The organism is Mesorhizobium kowhaii (assembly GCF_042431665.1).
In the GTDB taxonomy this organism is placed as follows: Bacteria; Pseudomonadota; Alphaproteobacteria; order Rhizobiales; family Rhizobiaceae; genus Mesorhizobium; species Mesorhizobium kowhaii.
The window spans coordinates 1-17,797 of the sequence record NZ_JBHLYT010000037.1; the positions used below are offsets into that span (position 1 = coordinate 1).

General features: G+C 59.2%; 17 protein-coding genes and 1 pseudogene. 16 read left to right on the forward strand and 2 right to left on the reverse strand.

Going from position 1 to position 17,797, the window contains the following annotated elements; genetic code table 11:
* Nucleotides 1–103, forward strand: a pseudogene (locus ACFFNA_RS22525) (IS5/IS1182 family transposase); the annotation flags it as partial.
* 214 nt (nucleotides 104–317) lie between these two features.
* Here the strand turns inward: ACFFNA_RS22525 and ACFFNA_RS22530 are convergent.
* A complete protein-coding gene (locus ACFFNA_RS22530) occupies nucleotides 318–650 on the reverse strand; it encodes a hypothetical protein (protein WP_378921758.1) in 333 nt (110 codons plus the stop codon).
* A complete protein-coding gene (locus ACFFNA_RS22535) occupies nucleotides 611–1,504 on the reverse strand; it encodes a Fic family protein (protein WP_378921760.1) in 894 nt (297 codons plus the stop codon). Before ACFFNA_RS22535 ends, ACFFNA_RS22530 begins: the two co-directional genes overlap by 40 nt.
* 325 nt (nucleotides 1,505–1,829) lie before the next feature.
* Here ACFFNA_RS22535 and ACFFNA_RS22540 point away from each other — a divergent pair, with 325 nt between their 5' ends.
* From ACFFNA_RS22540 to ACFFNA_RS22610, 15 genes are all read left to right on the forward strand, one after another.
* On the forward strand, nucleotides 1,830–2,321 hold the full coding sequence (locus ACFFNA_RS22540; RefSeq protein WP_378921762.1) for a hypothetical protein: 492 nt from the start codon (nucleotides 1,830–1,832) through the stop codon (nucleotides 2,319–2,321).
* A 61-nt stretch (nucleotides 2,322–2,382) separates the two neighbouring features.
* On the forward strand, nucleotides 2,383–2,559 hold the full coding sequence (locus ACFFNA_RS22545) for a hypothetical protein (protein WP_378921763.1): 177 nt from the start codon (nucleotides 2,383–2,385) through the stop codon (nucleotides 2,557–2,559).
* A gap of 500 nt (nucleotides 2,560–3,059) precedes the next feature.
* Complete coding sequence (locus ACFFNA_RS22550; RefSeq protein ID WP_378921765.1) at nucleotides 3,060–3,944, forward strand: beta-keto acid cleavage family enzyme; 885 nt, start codon at nucleotides 3,060–3,062, stop codon at nucleotides 3,942–3,944.
* A 26-nt stretch (nucleotides 3,945–3,970) separates the two neighbouring features.
* On the forward strand, nucleotides 3,971–4,768 hold the full coding sequence (locus ACFFNA_RS22555; protein WP_095090214.1) for an IclR family transcriptional regulator: 798 nt from the start codon (nucleotides 3,971–3,973) through the stop codon (nucleotides 4,766–4,768).
* 99 nt (nucleotides 4,769–4,867) lie between these two features.
* Nucleotides 4,868–6,277 carry an FAD-binding oxidoreductase gene (locus ACFFNA_RS22560; protein ID WP_378921767.1) on the forward strand — a complete coding sequence of 470 codons (1,410 nt, stop codon included), beginning with the start codon at nucleotides 4,868–4,870 and terminating at the stop codon, nucleotides 6,275–6,277.
* 53 nt (nucleotides 6,278–6,330) lie between these two features.
* Nucleotides 6,331–7,170 (forward strand): fumarylacetoacetate hydrolase family protein, encoded by an 840-nt coding sequence (locus tag ACFFNA_RS22565; RefSeq protein WP_095090212.1) that lies wholly within the window; start codon nucleotides 6,331–6,333, stop codon nucleotides 7,168–7,170.
* Between the two features lie 48 nt (nucleotides 7,171–7,218).
* Nucleotides 7,219–8,121, forward strand: a complete 903-nt coding sequence (locus ACFFNA_RS22570; protein ID WP_095090211.1) for a carboxymuconolactone decarboxylase family protein — start codon at nucleotides 7,219–7,221, stop codon at nucleotides 8,119–8,121.
* 23 nt (nucleotides 8,122–8,144) lie between these two features.
* The gene (locus ACFFNA_RS22575) at nucleotides 8,145–9,227 is read left to right on the forward strand and encodes an SDR family oxidoreductase (protein ID WP_095090210.1); all 1,083 of its coding nucleotides are present in this window, start codon (nucleotides 8,145–8,147) and stop codon (nucleotides 9,225–9,227) included.
* A 431-nt stretch (nucleotides 9,228–9,658) separates the two neighbouring features.
* Nucleotides 9,659–10,711, forward strand: coding sequence for a TRAP transporter substrate-binding protein (locus ACFFNA_RS22580; protein WP_095090209.1), 1,053 nt, complete (start codon nucleotides 9,659–9,661; stop codon nucleotides 10,709–10,711).
* 7 nt (nucleotides 10,712–10,718) lie between these two features.
* A complete protein-coding gene (locus ACFFNA_RS22585) occupies nucleotides 10,719–12,638 on the forward strand; it encodes a TRAP transporter large permease (RefSeq protein WP_095090513.1) in 1,920 nt (639 codons plus the stop codon).
* 199 nt (nucleotides 12,639–12,837) lie between these two features.
* Nucleotides 12,838–14,262: an amidohydrolase family protein gene (locus ACFFNA_RS22590; RefSeq protein WP_167392288.1), complete on the forward strand. Its 1,425-nt coding sequence runs from the start codon at nucleotides 12,838–12,840 to the stop codon at nucleotides 14,260–14,262.
* A gap of 96 nt (nucleotides 14,263–14,358) precedes the next feature.
* On the forward strand, nucleotides 14,359–14,604 hold the full coding sequence (locus tag ACFFNA_RS22595; RefSeq protein ID WP_378921771.1) for a hypothetical protein: 246 nt from the start codon (nucleotides 14,359–14,361) through the stop codon (nucleotides 14,602–14,604).
* A gap of 4 nt (nucleotides 14,605–14,608) precedes the next feature.
* Nucleotides 14,609–14,833: a hypothetical protein gene (locus tag ACFFNA_RS22600; RefSeq protein WP_095090206.1), complete on the forward strand. Its 225-nt coding sequence runs from the start codon at nucleotides 14,609–14,611 to the stop codon at nucleotides 14,831–14,833.
* A 208-nt stretch (nucleotides 14,834–15,041) separates the two neighbouring features.
* Nucleotides 15,042–16,145, forward strand: coding sequence for a cyclase family protein (locus ACFFNA_RS22605; protein ID WP_143748876.1), 1,104 nt, complete (start codon nucleotides 15,042–15,044; stop codon nucleotides 16,143–16,145).
* Between the two features lie 472 nt (nucleotides 16,146–16,617).
* Nucleotides 16,618–17,778 (forward strand): ABC transporter substrate-binding protein, encoded by a 1,161-nt coding sequence (locus ACFFNA_RS22610; protein ID WP_095090203.1) that lies wholly within the window; start codon nucleotides 16,618–16,620, stop codon nucleotides 17,776–17,778.
* Nucleotides 17,779–17,797 lie beyond the last annotated feature (19 nt).

Here is a 17,797-nt window from a genome sequence, read left to right on the forward strand (position 1 = left end):
GGGAATCGCCACACGATACGACCGAGACCCGCTCAACTTTCTCGCAGCAATCAAACTCGCTTCAGTTCGCATCTGGTTGCGGCATTATGAGTCTGCGGCCTAGACTAAGACTAGGTGGATTGCCCATATTGAGGTCTCCCCAGGACTTAGCCCATAGGCTTGGATACTAGGGATTCATCGATATTCTGACCCCACTGAGCCATGTTGTGGGTGTCGCAGAGATGGACTTTCAGCGACGGCTCGCCTTTCGACCGGTTCACACCGGATTGTGGGATGACCAAGAAGCGTCCGATTTGATCCCTCTGGTTGCAAGTTGGCTAGGTTTCCGGAAACAGCTTCGGAAACAGCGCGTCCAGAGCGTCCGCAGGGAAGCGCAGCGAAACCGGACCTTTGGGCGTGTCAGACGCTAGCAGACCAAGCCCGATCACCTCATTAAACACCCTTCGCGCCGTGCGCTCGGGCAGTCCGCTTATGCGGGATCCTTCGCCGCGGTCAAATTCGCCGCGCATAAGCGCTTCTTGCAGGAAACGAGATGCTTCGGGCTTCACGCCGCTGCGCTCCACATAGCTATGCAGCCGCTTGGCAAGCGTATCGAGATCGAACAGACCTGTCAGAAGCTCACCTGATCGATGCACACCTGCAGGAACCATAAGGTAAAATCACCGAGCACGCGTTCGGAGAGGTTGCCGCGTCCGACGAGATCCCCTTGGCGGGGCATATCGGCATGATCCATCATGCGCTTGTAGTCCGTGCGGCTTTTCGCGCCGCGTGCCAGACCGCGCGAGATCGACCACAGTCCATGCGCAGCAATCCCGGCCTCATGGGCCATGGCGTGGCTCATCAATCGGCTGACGCGACCGTTGCCGTCGGGGAAGGGGTGAATGTAGTTGAAACGGTGATGCGCAGCAGGAATGGCCAGGATGCGCCCGGCCTTGCCCAGCTTGTCGAAGCGATAGCGCATGGCAAAGTACTGCATGAAATCGTCGACACGCTCGCTCGAAGGCGGCTCATGCCGGCCGACAGCGACGTCATGCTCTGGCTTCGATCGCCACTGGCCTGGCGCCATGACAAATTCACGGCCGGCGCCCTTGATGGTCAGCATGGGCGCTTCCGCATCGCGATAAAATTCCGCATGCAGCCATCGCAGAAAATCTACCGATGCCGGCTCCCGCAACCGCCCCTCGGCGGCCATACGGTCGATCTCCGCTTGCAGGCGAACATGGGCGGCCGCCTCGAGCTGCAGGTTGCGACGATTCTCGTCTCGATCGAAGTTTCCGGCCAACGCCCGTTCGATGTCGCGCGGGCGCGTATCATGGCCCTCGATCAGGTTGCTGTAGTAGGTGTTCATGATGCGCACGAGATCGGCGAGATTGGCAGCGGTACGCGGGTGCAAGCTTTGGCCCAAAATAGCCGATGTAGCCGATAGCTCCGCCAGCGCATCCGACATTGATTCGGATACATCCGTCAGGCGTGCCGGTTCGATGCGCTGTACGCTCTCTTCCATAATTGGCCGATCTTGGTTTCCGCTAAATACGGAATTATAAATATATATTTCTAATATTCCAGAACATTTGGCCGATCTTCTGGCCGATCATCGGCATCCTGCCGACTTGCGCGGGCCTCGGCACCATCACCGCCGCCAACTTGGACACCATTGATGCCGCCCGACGATGATGATCATGATGGCCGATGTTCGGGACGCCTATTTCACTGATAACCATGCACAAAACTGCAATCGGGAGGACCATGTGGCCGATGTTTTGGCCGATCTTCGCCGATTGGCGGGACTCAGATAGAATAGAGGCAGGAAAATAGAGGCAGCCTCAAACATGGTTTCTGCTGAAATTGTCGAAGCGCGCGAGTTCGCGACCAGGCTGGGCGATAATCTGCCGCGTCGTATCGAGGCCGCGGCCTTGGGCGTGCGCTCAAAGGCGCCGTTCCAATTGCTTTGTGCACGTGAGGCGCTGATCTGGCGAAGCGAAGAACTTGCGCGCAACGCATGCAATGCGCTTGAGCGTGAGGATCTGAGCGTTGCGGCCCTATTGACGCGTTCCCTTACTGAAAATGCTGCCCTTGTATGGAAACTCTGGGAGATTCTTGATGCGCGGCATACCCATTCACCACAGCAGCTAAACGATCTGCTGATACGGGCTTCTCGTTGGCTCGAGGAAATGGGCGGACGGACCACAGGCCATGCAAATCCTGAGCTGCATCAACAGGATGGACAAGGCGGTGCCGGGGGTGCGTGCCGGGTACGACAGCCTGAGCGAAATCGCTCATCCAAATTGGGCCGGCGTCGCCGGCCTCTATTCGAAACCTGATCCCCCACGGTATTTGACCGACTTCGGACGCGGGTTGAGGGAGACGAAGGGCACTGTCGACATGATCGCCAATGCACTGCTCGGCTCGCTCGGCTTGTTTGAACTCGCTTATCCTGCAGTCGGAGAAGGCGATCCATTGGCTAAGGCCCGATATCTTTTGGAGACCACGGCGCGCGGCGAGATGGACTTAGCAGAGCACATGCAGGCTCTGCTCTGCTCGACGATGTGGAACGGATGAGACCGACCGCTGTGTAGCCGGTGAGCTCGATCAGATCGTGTCAAACCTGTGGTGCGATTTTCAACCAGAAATGTGCAGGTGAAGCAGAGACAGTCTACCGCGCCTGCTGGGAAACGCTGGCGAACCACCAAGCTTTTCAGTCCCCTTTGATCCGCCCAGGAGCCGCAACCTGAGCAAAAATTGAAGCACCGGTGCTTGAGCTAGCATGCTGGGTCGATCCGGGTTCCCGTTGGCGAATGGCAGAGTGCTGGGTCCCAAGCCTCGTTTTCACGGTGCAGGATGTCTCACGCGCTCTGAAACTGTTCGTCACCCTTTGGGACACCACTGGCAAAGATAGGCAGAATGCGAAACCGCGCTAAGGAGACGGAGGCTTCTCCGCCTACACTCAATCGATTATGTCACTTTTCATATGTCCCGGTTGACAAGACAGTGTCCCATCTGATAGTGCGGACGCATAGCTTGAATTGCTGAAGAGCCCGGCAGCTAGGGAGGAGATCGACTTGGAAAAACTGATTATTACGGCGGCCTATGACTCGCGGGTCTCTTATCCGGCAAATCATTTCTGTATGCCGTCGACGCGCGAGAATGTGCCGCTGATTGCCGACGAGTATGTGCGCTGCCTGAACGCCGGAGCAGCCGTTGCCCACCTTCACGGAGTGCGACGGCTTGAAGACAAGATCCAGGAAGACGGCAAGAAGCTGAGCCGCCTTGACGTCGATGGTTGGTGGGAGATGACGGAAGGCATCAAAGAAAAGGCGGATTGCATCATCCAGTACGGCATTGCTGGCGCGAGGCTCGACGACCGGGTTCCGTTGATGAAGCTTGGGCCTGACATGATGGCTGTCGCGTTCAATGCTCACGACGAATATTTTCAGCCTGACAAGAATTATCCGCCGAACGCGATTTACGCTCTTCATCCGCTGGACGAACTGCGCGACTACGCCCAGGCGACGCGGCAGCATGGCGTAAAAATGGAGCTTGAAACCTTCCATACCGGCGCTCTTTGGAACATGCGCAAGCTGATGGAAGAGGGTCTGCTCGATGAGCGAATCTGGACGACACTGTTCATTGGATGGTCCGGCGGCTCCTGGACCCCATGCACAGAGCGCGGCCTGCTCTATTTGATTGATTGCCTGCCGGAAGGCGTCGTGTGGAACGTCAGTTGCATGGATCCCCTGCGTCACTGGAACATTCTTGCAATGGCGATTTCGATGGGCGGACATGTACGGGTAGGTTACGAGGACAACCCATATCTGAATCCCGGCGAGCTAGCCGACAGCTGCGCGCGACTAGTGGACAAGGTGGTTGCCCTGGCACATATGCTGGGGCGCGAAATCGCCAGTCCGCAAGAGGCCCGTGAGATCATAGGGCTGAAGGCGGCTTGAGGTCAAAGGAATAGAAAGGGAGTGCCTTGGACGAAGACGGGACGAGCACGGCGCAGGACGAGACTGCCCAGTCTGGCGGGCTGATCAATCTCGTTGCGGATACTCTCTTTGCCCTCACGGAGAAATCCGAGGGCTTGAGCATCCGTGCCATAGCGCAAGCGACCGACAACAGCCGCAGTTCGACGCACCGGATTCTCCAGGCCCTCTCTCGTAGCGACTTCGTTCAACAATCCGAGAGCGGCAGTTATGTCGTCGGCCCGCGAATGCTGATGCTGGCGGCGCGGGTGTTCGGTGTCGTGCCTGTCCTTCAGATTGCACATGTGATCATGAAGGACCTGGTTCAGGAGCTGGGTGAGACCTGCTATCTCGCCACGTTTTCCGAGGCGGACGGCCATGCCACTTATGTCCACCGGATCGAGAGCGATCATCCGGTGCGATACATCCAGGCGCTTGGCTCGACGATACCGCTTCATGCGGGTGCCGTCGGCAAGGCTATTCTCGCGGCCTTGCCAGACTTCGATTTGGGTAAGCTCGATATGAAGGTCTACACCCCGAACACTCAGAGCTCTCTGACAGAATTGAAGGCCAGTGTCGCCCTGGCGAGGAAGAATGGTTATGCGACGAGTATCGAAGAGCGTGTGGTCGGCGTCGGCGGAGCGGCTGCGGCCGTTCGTTCGGGCGATCGAGTGATCGGAGCACTGACGGTCTCGGTTCCCAAGAACCGGATACCTCCAGAAGGGCTCGACAAAATTGGCCTTTGCGTGAGCAAGCACGCCGAGGCGCTTTCATCCATGCTGACTGCCATCGGCGTGGAGCGCATTTAGCAAGGGTCAGTCCCAGCGAAGGATGATCGGCGGGTGTCAATGCGATGCGCCTCAGAATGCGTCGCACGACGACGCTTGCCTACAGTTTGGCGAGGCACCATGGACTTACTGTCTAATTTCCGGTCGATGCTCGGCGCCGCAAATGTTCTAACAGGCAACGACGCGGCACCTTACCTGACCGATTGGCGAGGAGTATATCAAGGCGCCGCGCAGTGCGTGGTGCGGCCTGCGACCACCGAGCAAGTGGCCGGGATCGTGGCACTTTGCGCCAGCTCGGAAATCCCGATCGTTCCCCAGGGCGGCAACACCGGGCTGGTAGGTGGCGCCACGCCTGACGCGAGTGGCAAGGCCGTGGTCGTGTCAATGTCGCGGTTGAGCCGTGTCTGCGGCTTCGATCCTGAAAACAACACGGTCACCGTCCAAGCTGGCTGCGTGCTGCAGACCCTTCAGGAATATTGCCGCGACCGGGATCGATTGTTCCCGCTATCGCTTGCGGCGGAAGGCAGCTGCACAATTGGTGGCAATCTTGCCAGCAATGCCGGCGGATCGCAGGTGTTGCGGTACGGCACAATACGCGAACTGACGCTGGGTCTCGAAGTCGTCACCGCTGACGGGGAGATATGGAACGGGCTTGGCGGCCTGCGAAAGGACAACACGGGGTACGACCTGAAGTCATTGTTCGTGGGCAGCGAAGGGACGCTAGGCATTATCACGACCGCTACGCTGAAGCTTTTCCCGCTGCCCCGAATGACCCAGACGGCGCTTGTGGCGACAAACGGGATGGCGAGCTGTGTCCAGCTGCTCATCCGACTTCAGACGCAAATTGGGTTGAGTTTGACGGCATTCGAGGTCATGGCGAATGAGTGCCTGAAACTGGTCACATCACAATTTCCGCAGCAACATCTGCCTTTCGACGGCTCCTCAGTCGATGCGCCCTGGTTCGCCTTGCTGGAACTGTCCGGCAGCCAGGACCGGGAAGGGCTGGGCGAGTGCCTAGAAACCATGCTGGGCGACGCTTTGGAGGCGGGTGAGATTTGCGACGCGACCATTGCGACGAGCGTGGAACAGGAGCGGGCCTTTTGGCATCTTCGCGAAAGCATCACGCTAGCGCAGGCCAAGGGCGGCAAAGGCATCAAGCACGACATCGCGCTTCCGATCTCGAAAATCCCCGAATTCGTCGAGGAAATGGACCGGAACCTTTCGACGACATTCCCTGGCCTGTCGGTAATGCCGTTTGGGCATCTTGGCGACGGTAACCTTCACTACAACGTCGGCCCCTCTCCGAGGTTCGCAGAGGATGCCCTACAGCGCAGCCATGATCGGATTTATGTGATGGTGCACGACGCCGTCCATGCGCTCGGTGGGTCGATAAGTGCCGAACACGGCATCGGCCAGCTGAAACGGGGTGAGTTGAAGCGCTACAAGACGGCTCACGAATTGGCAATGATGCGCTCCATCAAGGCGGCATTCGACCCCATGAACATCTTAAATCCTGGAAAAGTTATCTGACCAAACAGTCTGGCGGGTCTTGGCGAAGTCGCGAATACCTGAATGGAGCCTACATGAAGTATCTCAGTTTTTTTGCTTCCGGATTGCCGACCTGGGGCGTCGTTTCTGGCGATTATGCATTGGCAATTGGCTTGGTCGATGGTGCTCCCTCGACACTTCGACAGGCCATGTCGGACAAGAGCGATCTGGCATCTCTCGGCGCCCTTGCGCGCCGTCTGCCCCTAGCAGATATCGAGTACCTTCCTGTTATCCCCGACCCCGACAAGATCATCTGCGTCGGGCTGAATTACGAGGAGCACAGGAAAGAAGCGGGGCGGGCCGTCGTGGGACATCCGACGCTATTCACCCGTTTTGCCAATGTCCAAGTCGGGCATGGCAGGCCACTGCTTCGCCCGAAAGAGTCGATCGAATTCGACTATGAGGGCGAACTGGCCCTGGTGATCGGAAAGGGCGGCCGATCCATTCGTGAGGAGGATGCCTTCAGTCATATTGCTGGCTATGCCTGCTACAATGACGGATCGATCCGGGATTGGCAGCGCCACACCTCGCAATTCGTGCCCGGAAAGAACTTCATCGGCACAGGCGCTTTCGGACCCTGGCTTGTGACACCGGACGAGGTCGGCCCGCTCGACAACCTGCAGATCGAAACGCGCCTGAACGGCGAAACGGTGCAGAAGTCGACCCTCGGCCATATGATTTTCGACATCCCTACGATCATCGCCTACTGCTCCACCTTCACCCGGCTCGAGGTCGGCGACGTCATCGTAACAGGCACACCCGGCGGGGTGGGCATGAAGCGGGAACCTCCCCTGTGGATGAAGGCGGGTGACGTGGTCGAAGTCGAGATCGACCGCGTTGGCCTGCTGCGCAACCCAGTCGAGGACGCAGCGTGAATCCAGGTCAACATATTTCGGGCGGTCGAACCTGCTGCCTAAAGCCAGATGGAGGACGATGTGATGGCGCAAGGACACAATAAGGGCGATTCCAAGATCGAGGCCCTGCTTGCTGTGGTCGAACAATTCCAGCCGGGCGTGCGCGAGCGCTTTGAACTGCGCCGTCGCATCGACCCTGCCTTCGCAGAGGCTGTATTGACCTATGCCGCCCGACTGTTTGGCCGCCCGGTGCTGGACGTCCGCACCCGGCTGCTCGTCATGGTCGGCCAGTTCACCATGTCCCGCCGGCACGCCCGACTGCGCGAAACCGTGATTGCCGCCTGCAACCACGGACTAAATCTCAACGAAGTTCTCGAGGTCATACTCCAGTGCTCGATCTACGGCGGCGAGTCGATCGTGGACGAGCCGCTGGAGATATTCGCCGAGGAGGCCGGCGCACGCGGTCTGCTCGACGGCGTCAGCGCGAAGGCCCTGCAACCGGGCCAACGCAATGCGGAACGAAGCCTGGAGGCCGAGCGCCAAACCTGGCATCCGGTCGATTCAAAGGATCCACGGGCAGATTCCCTGTTGAAGAAGTATGGCTGGCACGGGATCAGCATCGCGCTGGTGCTTCGGCCGCTACACACGCTGAACAACGCGACCTTCCTCGAATCTCTCGACGAAAACTTCACGCACGCCTTCTACGATTTCGGCTACAGCGACATGTACGGTCGACAGGTTCTCGATCACCGGACCCGGCTCCTGTGCATGGTTGGCAACACTCTCGCCATTGGAGAAATCGTCCAGACCCGCCACCACATGCGCACGGCCATCAAGCAAGGCGCTTCGGCACGCGAGGTTCTTGAGGTGCTGTTCCAGTCCGTTGTGACGGTCGGCCATCCGAACATCGTGCCGGAGCGGTTCCGCGATCTCGCGAAGATCGTCGAAGAGGAATCCGGCGCCTCGTTCTAGGCGTCGGAGCACCAACGGGAGAAATGACAGTGGGCGAGCGCAGGATACTGATCGTTGGGGCAACGGGCCTTGTGGGGGCGGCCGCCACCGAACATTTCTCGTTCTTGCCCGGATGGGACGTTGTGGCTTTGTCCCGCCGCCCTCCGTTGGCGCAGGCGAGTTATCACATTGCGGTCGACCTGACCGACCGCGACGCCTGCCTCAACGCATTCAAGGGGGCACCAAGGATCACCCATATCCTCTATGCCGCTCTCTACGAAGAGGAGGATCTGGAGACGGGCTGGCGCAGCACGTCGCAGGCGGGCATCAACCTGCAGATGCTGCAGAACGTCGTGGAAAGCGTCGAGGCGACATCCGAACTGAGCCACGTCACGATCCTGCAGGGCGGCAAGGCCTATGGTTCGCACCTCGGGCGGGTGCCGGTTCCGGCCAAGGAACGCTGGCCGCGGATGTCGCATCATATCTTCTACTGGCAGCAGGAGGACTATTTGCGGGCTCGCTCCGCCGAGGCGGGTTGGGCCTTCTCGGTCCTGCGGCCGCAGCTTATTCTCGGCGATGCCTTGCGCAGTCCAATGAACATTGTCGCGGCGCTGGGTGTCTATGCCAGCGTCATGCGCGAGATGGGACGGCCATTGACGTTCCCAGGCGGCGGCGCCTATGTGACCGCCTGTGCCGACAGCCGGCTCATTGCGGGCGCTGCGGAGTTCTGCGCCACACGGCCTGAGGCGGCGGGCGAGACATTCAATGTCGTCAATGGAGACGCCGTCGTCTGGCGTGACCTCTGGCCCTCGATCGCCGCCCACTTCAACATGCCGGTCGGCGATGACGAGCCTATGAAGCTAAGCGAGCAGATGCCGCTCTTTTCGGACTGGTGGGATCGCATTGTGGCAGCTCACAGCCTCAAAATCCTGTCCATGAACGAAATCGTCGGTGCTTCCTGGCAGACTGCGGATCTGACTCTGGGCTATGGGCGCGAGCGCCCCTTCGACAGGCTGATGAGCCCAATCAAGCTGCGCAAGGCCGGTTTTAGTGACTGTACGGACACGGAAGACGCCATTTTGCACTGGCTGAAGCGAATGCAAACGGCACGTATTCTACCCCCCTGACGCACCCGAGGGCAGCTTTTTGGCTCGTGCCTGCGCCCGCGAATGCTCTGCACTTTTCAGTTACTCCGGTGGTTCTTTCAATCCAAGAACGTTGACGTTTTCGTGCCTATCTGCTAAATTGGGTCATCGTCCCGGTATGTGGGACAAGTAGGGAGGAGCGCGGTGATTTGTATCCCGCTTGGTCAAACCGAAGGTCAACGCTGCCGGCTTGTCGGCTGACGCCGGGCTAACTGCCTTTGGTTTCATCGAAGGACCTTGCCGCCTGGCATGAGGCCGAGACCTGGTGCCCGACTTCGGGATTGGCACGGAAAATCGAATTGGCAGTGAGCCGCAGAGCCGCTTGGACCCGCAGGGGTGACTTCATGGCCTGCACGGAGGAGCTGGATGCGGGTAGGGCGCCGTAGACCGCGCCGCGCCATCTAGAAACAGAAATGGCGGGCATGTCGCTCGCGATCAAGGGAGGACTGTCAATGCAAACAATGTCTCGAAGGAACGTTCTGAAGCTGGGTGGCATAGCCATTGCCAGTCCGTTCATTATCCGCAACGCACGTGCGGCCGAGTTCAACTACAAGCTTGGCCTCGAGCTTCGCGACGATCAGCCGCTGCCGAAGCGGATGTTGGAAGCCGCCGCGACGATTGCCGAGGAGACGAATGGCCGGTTGCAGATCCAGGGCTTTCCCAATGGCGCCTTGGGTAACCCAGTCGAGACGCTCAATCAGGTCAGGTCCGGCGCCCTTGAATTCCTGACCTCGTCCTTCGGGATACTTTCCACGCTCGATCGGCGAGCCGGTTTGCCGACGTTGGGATTCATTTTCGAGAACTACGACCAAGTCTGGAAGGCCATCGACGGTGATCTGGGCAAATATGTGGCCAAAGTGATCGCCGAGCACGGCGAACTGGCCGTCGTGGATGGCATCCATGACATCGGTTTTCGCCATGTAACGTCGAACAACGGATTGTTTGCGCAGCCCGCAGACCTGAAAGGGGTCCGGATCAGGACGCCCCCAACTCCATTCCTGACGTCGCTGTTCAGTGCGCTCGGCGCCTCGCCCACTCCGATCGCTTTCGGTGATCTCTATTCAGCGCTGCAGACCGGGACGGTGGATGCGCAAGAGAATCCGCTGACGGTGGTCGCCAGCTACAAGTTCTATGAGGTACAGAAGTTCTGCACGCTTACCTCCCACACCTGGGACGGCTGGGTGCCTGTGGCAAACCGCGCCGCTTGGGAGAGACTGCCGGAGGATATTCGTCAGGTGGTGGCTCGCAATTTCCAGAAGGCCGCTCTGCAACAGCGCAAGGACATAGCAACGCAGGTCGCCGCGGTGCGGACGGATCTCGATCAGAAAGGGCTGCAGTTCGGCAGCCCTGGCCCGGGCGTGTATCGCAAGACACTGCAAGGAACCCAGTTCTATTCAGACTGGAAAAAACAAATCGGCGCGGAGGCATGGGGTGTCCTCGAAGGCGCAGTCGGAAAGCTGGGATGAGATGACCATGACCGCGGCCGACGACGGAAAGACACTCGACGCAATCGTTCAATGCCATGAGGCAAAAACCGTCGGCATGCCCAAGAGAGACTCGCTGTCCAGGATTTTGGATCTGGTGGTGGCGTTGGCTGCCCATGCAGGCGCCATCCTCCTGATTGGCGAGATCGTCCTATTGTCGGCCGCGGTCTTCTTCCGATACGTCCTTCGCTCGCCGCTGATCTGGTCGGACGAACTGGCCGAGCTCATTCTCATCTGGCAAGCCATGCTGGGTGCGGTAGTTGCCTTTCATGCCGGTCAGCATCTGAGGCTAAGCGTTCTGTCGGACGCGCTGCCGATCAGGGCGAGGGCGTTCCTCGAAATGGTATGTCTCATCCTCACGGCGCTCGTGGCGGGGCCTTTGGCGTTCTATGCGCTCAAGGATGCAAGAGCGGACCTTGGCTTGATGACGCCCGTGCTTGAGATCTCACCCGCCTGGCAAACGGGTGCGTTGATTGTCGGGCTCGGGTTGATCGCGATCTTGGCTCTTGGTACCCTGATCCAGAAAATCACGGCTGACAATCGGTCGACGACGCTTGCGGCATTTGGAACGGTCGCAGCCGTCATGGCGGCAGCCTGGATGCTCCAAGACGAATTTTCTGGCTTGGGCAATCTGAACCTGGTCGTCTTCTTCATCGGGCTCGTCGGGGCCTGCATAGCGATTGGCCTGCCAATCGCTTTCTGCTTCGCGATTGCGGCAATGGCCTATGTCTTGTTTGCCACACACGCCCCACTCGACATCGTGCCGGCCCGGATGGAAACGGGGATGGCTCACATCCTGCTTCTTTCGGCTCCGCTGTTCATCGCGCTTGGTGCGCTGCTGGTCATTTCCGGCATGGCCAACAACATGGTCAAGCTTCTCGTGGCGTTGGTCGGCCATGTGAGGGGCGGCTTATCCTATGTGCTTATCGGCGGCATGGCTCTTCTGTCAGGCATTTCCGGGTCGAAGGCTGCCGACATGGCGGCGATCGCCCCGGTCCTCGTGCCGGAAATGCGCCGCCGCGGCGCCAATGACGGCGAAATCGTCGGTCTGCTCGCCGCATCCTGCGCCATGTCGGAGACAATTCCGCCAAGCCTGATCCTCATCATGACCGGGGCCGTAACCGGCGTTTCGATCGGCGCCTTGTTTGCGGCCGGCTGGTATCCGGCGCTTGCCCTCGCGGCCCTTCTTTGTGTGCTGGCCCGGTTCCGGGCCGCAAGATCGGGCGAGGACCAGTCCGAGAAGGCAAGCTGGGGCAAGATCGGCAAACTGGCGATCGTCGCAGTGCCCGTGCTGGTTCTGCCATTCCTGATCCGAGGCGCGGTGGTCGAGGGCATCGCCACCGCGACCGAGGTGGCGACGGTCGGCATTGCCTATGTCCTGATCCTGACTCTGCTGATCGAACGCCGCTTCGACTGGCGCCGCCTCTATGCGTCGCTAAAGGACGCATCGGCGTTGACGGGGGTCATTTTCATAATCTTGGCCTCCGCGAACGCCATGGCTTGGGGCTTCGTCCAGTCCGGCTTCTCATCGATCCTTGCCGGCGTGGCGGGTACACTCCCTTGCGGAACTTACGGGTTCCTGGTGATATCCATCATCGTGTTCATCATTCTGGGGAGCATCCTGGAGGGCATTCCGGCCATTGTCCTCCTTGGACCTCTGCTTTTCCCGGTTGCCAAGTCCCTGGGTGTATCCGAGGTGCACTTTGCGCTGGTTACGGTGATGGCCATGGGCCTTGGGCTTTTCGCCCCGCCTTTTGGCGTCGGCTTCTACACGGCCTGCGCCATTTGCCGCGTCGAACCGGCCGTGGTCATGAAAGCGATATGGCCCTATCTCGGTGTCATCTTTGTGGGGATTGTCCTGGTCGCGGTTGGTCCAATTGTCGTCGAAGAAATTGGCGTGATCTGGTAGCCGAAATTCTAAAGATTTGCCGGTTCCCCAGGTGTCGCAATGATTTCAGGAGGTGGGTTGGGGATTTTGGCTTGGCCGGCCGCGAGACTGCATTGCTGCGACGCATTCGTTGGCGCGAGGCACATCGTCCTCCACAACAGCGGCCCGGCTCGGCGCTCGCACACACAATGGTTCGCCGGCGGCAATGGAGCAGAATGAGATGCTTGTGCAAGACAAAATGACCAGGGTTATTCTTGGCGGAACGGTTGTGACTGGCCGCTCGGCACAAGCTCCCTTGCCAAGTCACGATGTCTGGCTGAGCGGTGAAAAGATCGTGGCCATTGCGCCCTCCGGCGAACGAAGCGTGCCGGCAGAGTGCGATGTTGTCGATGCGCGCCACGCAATCGTCATGCCAGGGCTGATCGATTCACACCGGCATCTGTGGCAGACGACTTTGCGGGGAATGTGTTCCGACATGATCGCGCCGGAGTACAGACATCAGCTGCGCGAAGCGCTGGTTCCTTTTTTCCGTCCGCAAGATGTCTACGCCGCGACCCTGGCCGGCGCCCTGGAACTGATCGACTGCGGCATCACAACTGTGTTGGACTGGGTTCATATTCTGAACAGCCCCGAACATGCCGACGCCTCGGTCGCGGCCTTGCAGGCGTCGGGCATGCGAGCCGTTTTCGCGCACAGCGCACCAAATGACACCGATGCGCCGCTTTGGTGGTCGAACAGCGATCGTAAGCATCCTTCCGACGTGCGACGTCTGCGCAAGAAGCTTTCGGATGACGAGGCGCTCGTGACCATGGCCTTCGCTGCTCGGGCGCCACAGCTCGTCCAGCGCGTGGTGCGAGTTCATGACTGGCACCTGGCACGTGAACTCGGCCTGCGGATCGCCACGGATGGCGGGATCGGAGGAGGGCTTTGGGGAGGACGCACCTACCCGATCAGATTGCTACAGCAGGACGATCTTCTGTGGCCGGGCACGGTTTATATTCATTGCAACAATCTAGCCCCCGACGAGTACGATCTTATCGCTGGTACAGGTGGCCATATTTCGATTTCTCCCTGCGCTGAAATGTTTGTCGGATTTGGAATGCCCGCGACTCAAAACGCCTTGAGCCACGGGACAAGGCCGGCGTTATCAACGGACTCCGTGATTTTCGTAGCAGGTGACATGTTCGGCACGATGCGGTCGACGTTAAGCTCACTGCGGGGGATGTTGGGATATGAGGCAACCCTTGCAGACAAGGGTGTCGAGCCTTGGGACATCACAACGGCCGACATATTGGAGATGGCGACAGCGCGGGGAGCTGCCGCCCTCGGCCTGTCGGACAGGACAGGTACGCTCGAAGTCGGCAAATCAGCCGATATCGTGCTTTTGAATACCCGATCGGTCCGCCTTTCGCCCCTCAACAATCCCCTGTCGACGATCGTCCTTTTAGCCACCCCCGCCGATGTCGAGACTGTCCTGATCGCCGGCAAGATCGTGAAGAAGAATGGTGTCCTCACGAATTTCGATCTGAACGCAGTCATCGATGGTGTCACAAAAAGCCGAGACTGGCTCGTCGCAAAAGGGGGCTCTCAGCTTGGTCCTGCGGTGAAGAGACGGCTGGCAGACAGTGGATTCGACCACCTGTGATCACCGACTGACTGAGTACCTGCGTACAGGGAGCACGCGACCCGTCGGCCCGCCTGGGCAGCGTAGAGATGAAAACGAACAACTATGGAGGAAGACATGTCCACCTACAGCTATTTCCTTCACCTCAGGCGGCCGAGCTTCCGCCTGGTCTTGAAGAGCGGCAGCTCCTTTCCCTCGGGTTTGGATCCCATTGACTGGAAGTGCAAGGAGGAGCGGCCTTATGACAAAGTCCATGCCGAGGTGATGAAGGACATCGAGCGTCAGGGCTTTGGCGCCTATCAACAGGATATACGGTCAGAAGACATTCCTGGTGCGCGTATCGCTGCGTCGTCAAGGAGATAGGCGAATGGCCGAACATTATTGCGACTATCTCTACAAACATCTGCCGGCATTCAGACTTGTGATTCCAAAGGACGGCCCCATGCCGCCCGCCACCACCGCGGACGACTGGCAACTGATCAGAAACAGATCGGCATCACAGCTTTCGGTCGACGGTCGAGATCAGGTTGACAGCGAAGGATACGCAATCATCCGGGTCAATGTGACCCTGGGTGAGCTCCTGTCGCTCTAACGCATGTCGCCCAGAATTGTTGGCCCGGCATGGGCAGGGGGCGAAGCGGCTGGCTTCGAGTCATGGGGCTGCTGGAGCCACCACTGGGAAGCGGCCGCGGCGCCGCCACCTCAGTCTTTTCGACGGCATTAAGTGGGACACTGTCTTGACTAAAGGGACAGTTTAGTCAAAACTTGATCAAGGTGCGGGATCGCTCGAAGCGCTGGTCGTGGGACTGTCGGCAAAGGCGCTTGATTGTGCCGAATGCTCAGAGCGCATCCGCGGGATCGCGTACGCGCTCGACAGCCAAGATAAAAATGCATCAGCCACCCGTGAGGAGGAAAGACCGATGAGAGCACCCTATCCGAATTTGCCCAGTTACTCAGAGATCATGGCTCGCACGGATGGCCCGGCTGGTTCGGGCTGGGGCGTCTTCGGTGACGATGATCATATCGGGACGATCAATCTTCTGTCTCCGGAGGCCGTCGTCAGCGCCGCCTCATTGGTGAAGCGTGGCGCAACCTTCAATCTGGACTACGAGTTGAACGCGTTCGCGCCGCCGGTTTCCCCCTACCGTCGAGGAATTCAGCACACCGTCGTGTCGCGCCATGACGGTCAAGTCTATGACGATTTCGTCAGCGACTTCTTTTTGCAAGGCAGCTCGCAGATCGACGGTCTGCGGCACCATCGCCACAAGATCCACGGATTCTATGGAAACGTGCCAGCGTCAGCAGTGGAGGCGGGCTCGCCGGCGCTCGGGGTTCAGCACATTGCCCAGAAAGGAATTGCGGGCCGGGGCGTGCTTCTCGATGTCCAGCGATATCTTGAGGAGCAAGGGCGACCTCTGGATCTCGCCACCAACTCCGTGATTGCGCTCAGTGATCTGGAGGGAGCGGCCGAGGCCCAGGGCATCTCGTTCGAACGAGGCGATATCCTTCTGCTGCATACCGGCTGGGCCAGACATTTCCTGAACGATCTGACGACGGAGGATAGGGCTTGGATCATCAAGGAGCGCACATTCTGCGGTGTCGAACAGTCGCGCGAGATGCTGGCTTGGATTTGGGACAACCACTTCTCAGTCCTCGCAAGCGATACCGTCGTGGTCGAGGTGATGCCGAGCATCCCGACGTCGCCATTCGAAACAAATGTCGGGCGCCTGATGCATCCCGATCTCATTGCGCTTCTCGGCGTCTGTCTCGGCGAGATGTGGAAACTTGACGAGCTGGCCGCGGATTGCGCGCGGGATGGCGTGTATGAGTTCCTGCTGACAGCCAAGCCGTTGAACCTTGTCGGAGGCGTTGGTTCGCCGCCGAACGCGCTGGCGATCAAGTAACTCCGGGAGGTGTTGAGGCCCCGCAAGCAGCATTCATCCAACCGCTCAAATCGGATCGCTGCCGGCCTGAAACCAGCTTCGCACGCCCTTGTATCTTGGGTCAGCAAGCGACAGGTGCGACGCTCCGACCTCACCCAAGCTACCCTTGCCCCATCTCAAAGGTCACGAATGACGAAGCAAATCGATACCAGCGGCAGTCGGTTTCTGCATCGAGTTCACGTACCATCTCGTCGACCTCCGCGACAGGTGAGCAGGCCTCCATGCGGGTGGTGTAAGTGCCCGGCCTCTCCCTGAAACGAGAGCCGCGACGCGGGGGCAGGTCCATAGCGAAAGCGTATAGAGCGCATTTGAAAAATGTATTACCTCCAAAGTCCTGATTGCCCGATAGTCCCCCACGGGTTCCACTGAACTCAGCGTGCCCACGGCTCAACGCCCGGCACTAAGGGAGGATAAATTGACGACATTCGCAACCATGTTGCGATCGCTTGCCGTTGTCGCAACGATCGCTAGCGTCACCCCTGCATTTGCCGGTGGCGTGGATGAGCTGCCCAAGAGCATCCAGGATGAGCTCTATAGCAAAGACATGATGGATCCGATGCAGCCGCTCGCGGAAAGCGCCTACCGCGACTGGAAGCCCAAGAAGGGTCCGCCTTGGACGATCGGCTACGCCAGCTCCTATGCTGGTAACACCTGGCGCGCCGACGTCATGAAGCGGCTCCAGGAAGAGATTATTCCGAAATGGAAGAAGCTCGGCCTGATCAAGGACGTGATCATCACCCAGTCCAATCTGAACGACTCCACGCAGATTCAGCAGATGCGGCAGTTGGTTGACCAGGGCGTCGACGCGATCATCGTCTGCTGCTCGAACCCGACGTCACTGAACCAGACCGTCGAATATGCCCACCAGCGTGACGTCCCGGTTTTCTCTGCCGTTGGCTATCTCACCTCGCCTTATGCGGTGAACACTTCGGCGAACTTCGTCGTGGGTGGCAGCATGCTCGGCGAATGGATGGCCAAGCAGATCAACGGCAAGGGCAATGTCCTGGTGGTCGAAGGCATTCCGGGCGCGTCTGCTTCCGACTCACAGAACGTCGGCGTTCTGAAGGCCCTGGCGAAGTACCCGGACATCAAGGTCGTGGGCCAGGTTGCCGGCATGTGGACCGATCAGGTTGCCCAGTCGGAAATCCAGAAGTGGCTGGCCACCAATCCAGGCGATCTGAACGGCATCATCATACAGTCGGCATCTGAACTGGGCGCCTTGCGCGCACTGCAGCAAAGCGGCCGCGATATGGTCCCGTTCTCGATCGGCGGTGAGATCGGCGCGCTTTGCTACTGGCGCAACAACAAGGATTTCATCTCGCAGGCGATCCATGCCTGGCCTCCGGGGGACGACTTCGAGTTCGGCTGGAATGTCATGATGCGCACGCTCGAGGGCCAAGGCCCGAAGATCCAGTCGATCCTGACCAAGCCGCAGACCATGACCTACGACCAGCTTGAAAAGGCCGTCCCGGCTGATTGCAGCGAAGATTCCGATGGCTGGTACAACGTTGGTGCCCAAAACTGGGCAAGCAAGGATTACCTGGACCAGTTTTTCCTGCGTCCGGCCGATCCCGAAGCCTTCAAGGCGAACTGACCGAAAGAGGTCTGGCCAC

What these genes read in the sequence shown, in the direction of transcription:
- ACFFNA_RS22530 (WP_378921758.1), bottom strand. Translation starts at nt 650, where the DNA reads ATGGTTCCTGCAGGTGTGCATCGATCAGGTGAGCTTCTGACAGGTCTG.
- ACFFNA_RS22535 (WP_378921760.1), bottom strand. Translation starts at nt 1,504, where the DNA reads ATGGAAGAGAGCGTACAGCGCATCGAACCGGCACGCCTGACGGATGTA.
- ACFFNA_RS22540 (WP_378921762.1), top strand. Translation starts at nt 1,830, where the DNA reads ATGGTTTCTGCTGAAATTGTCGAAGCGCGCGAGTTCGCGACCAGGCTG.
- ACFFNA_RS22545 (WP_378921763.1), top strand. Translation starts at nt 2,383, where the DNA reads ATGATCGCCAATGCACTGCTCGGCTCGCTCGGCTTGTTTGAACTCGCT.
- ACFFNA_RS22560 (WP_378921767.1), top strand. Translation starts at nt 4,868, where the DNA reads ATGGACTTACTGTCTAATTTCCGGTCGATGCTCGGCGCCGCAAATGTT.
- ACFFNA_RS22565 (WP_095090212.1), top strand. Translation starts at nt 6,331, where the DNA reads ATGAAGTATCTCAGTTTTTTTGCTTCCGGATTGCCGACCTGGGGCGTC.
- ACFFNA_RS22570 (WP_095090211.1), top strand. Translation starts at nt 7,219, where the DNA reads ATGGAGGACGATGTGATGGCGCAAGGACACAATAAGGGCGATTCCAAG.
- ACFFNA_RS22575 (WP_095090210.1), top strand. Translation starts at nt 8,145, where the DNA reads ATGACAGTGGGCGAGCGCAGGATACTGATCGTTGGGGCAACGGGCCTT.
- ACFFNA_RS22580 (WP_095090209.1), top strand. Translation starts at nt 9,659, where the DNA reads ATGGCGGGCATGTCGCTCGCGATCAAGGGAGGACTGTCAATGCAAACA.
- ACFFNA_RS22585 (WP_095090513.1), top strand. Translation starts at nt 10,719, where the DNA reads ATGACCGCGGCCGACGACGGAAAGACACTCGACGCAATCGTTCAATGC.
- ACFFNA_RS22590 (WP_167392288.1), top strand. Translation starts at nt 12,838, where the DNA reads ATGCTTGTGCAAGACAAAATGACCAGGGTTATTCTTGGCGGAACGGTT.
- ACFFNA_RS22595 (WP_378921771.1), top strand. Translation starts at nt 14,359, where the DNA reads ATGTCCACCTACAGCTATTTCCTTCACCTCAGGCGGCCGAGCTTCCGC.
- ACFFNA_RS22600 (WP_095090206.1), top strand. Translation starts at nt 14,609, where the DNA reads ATGGCCGAACATTATTGCGACTATCTCTACAAACATCTGCCGGCATTC.
- ACFFNA_RS22610 (WP_095090203.1), top strand. Translation starts at nt 16,618, where the DNA reads ATGTTGCGATCGCTTGCCGTTGTCGCAACGATCGCTAGCGTCACCCCT.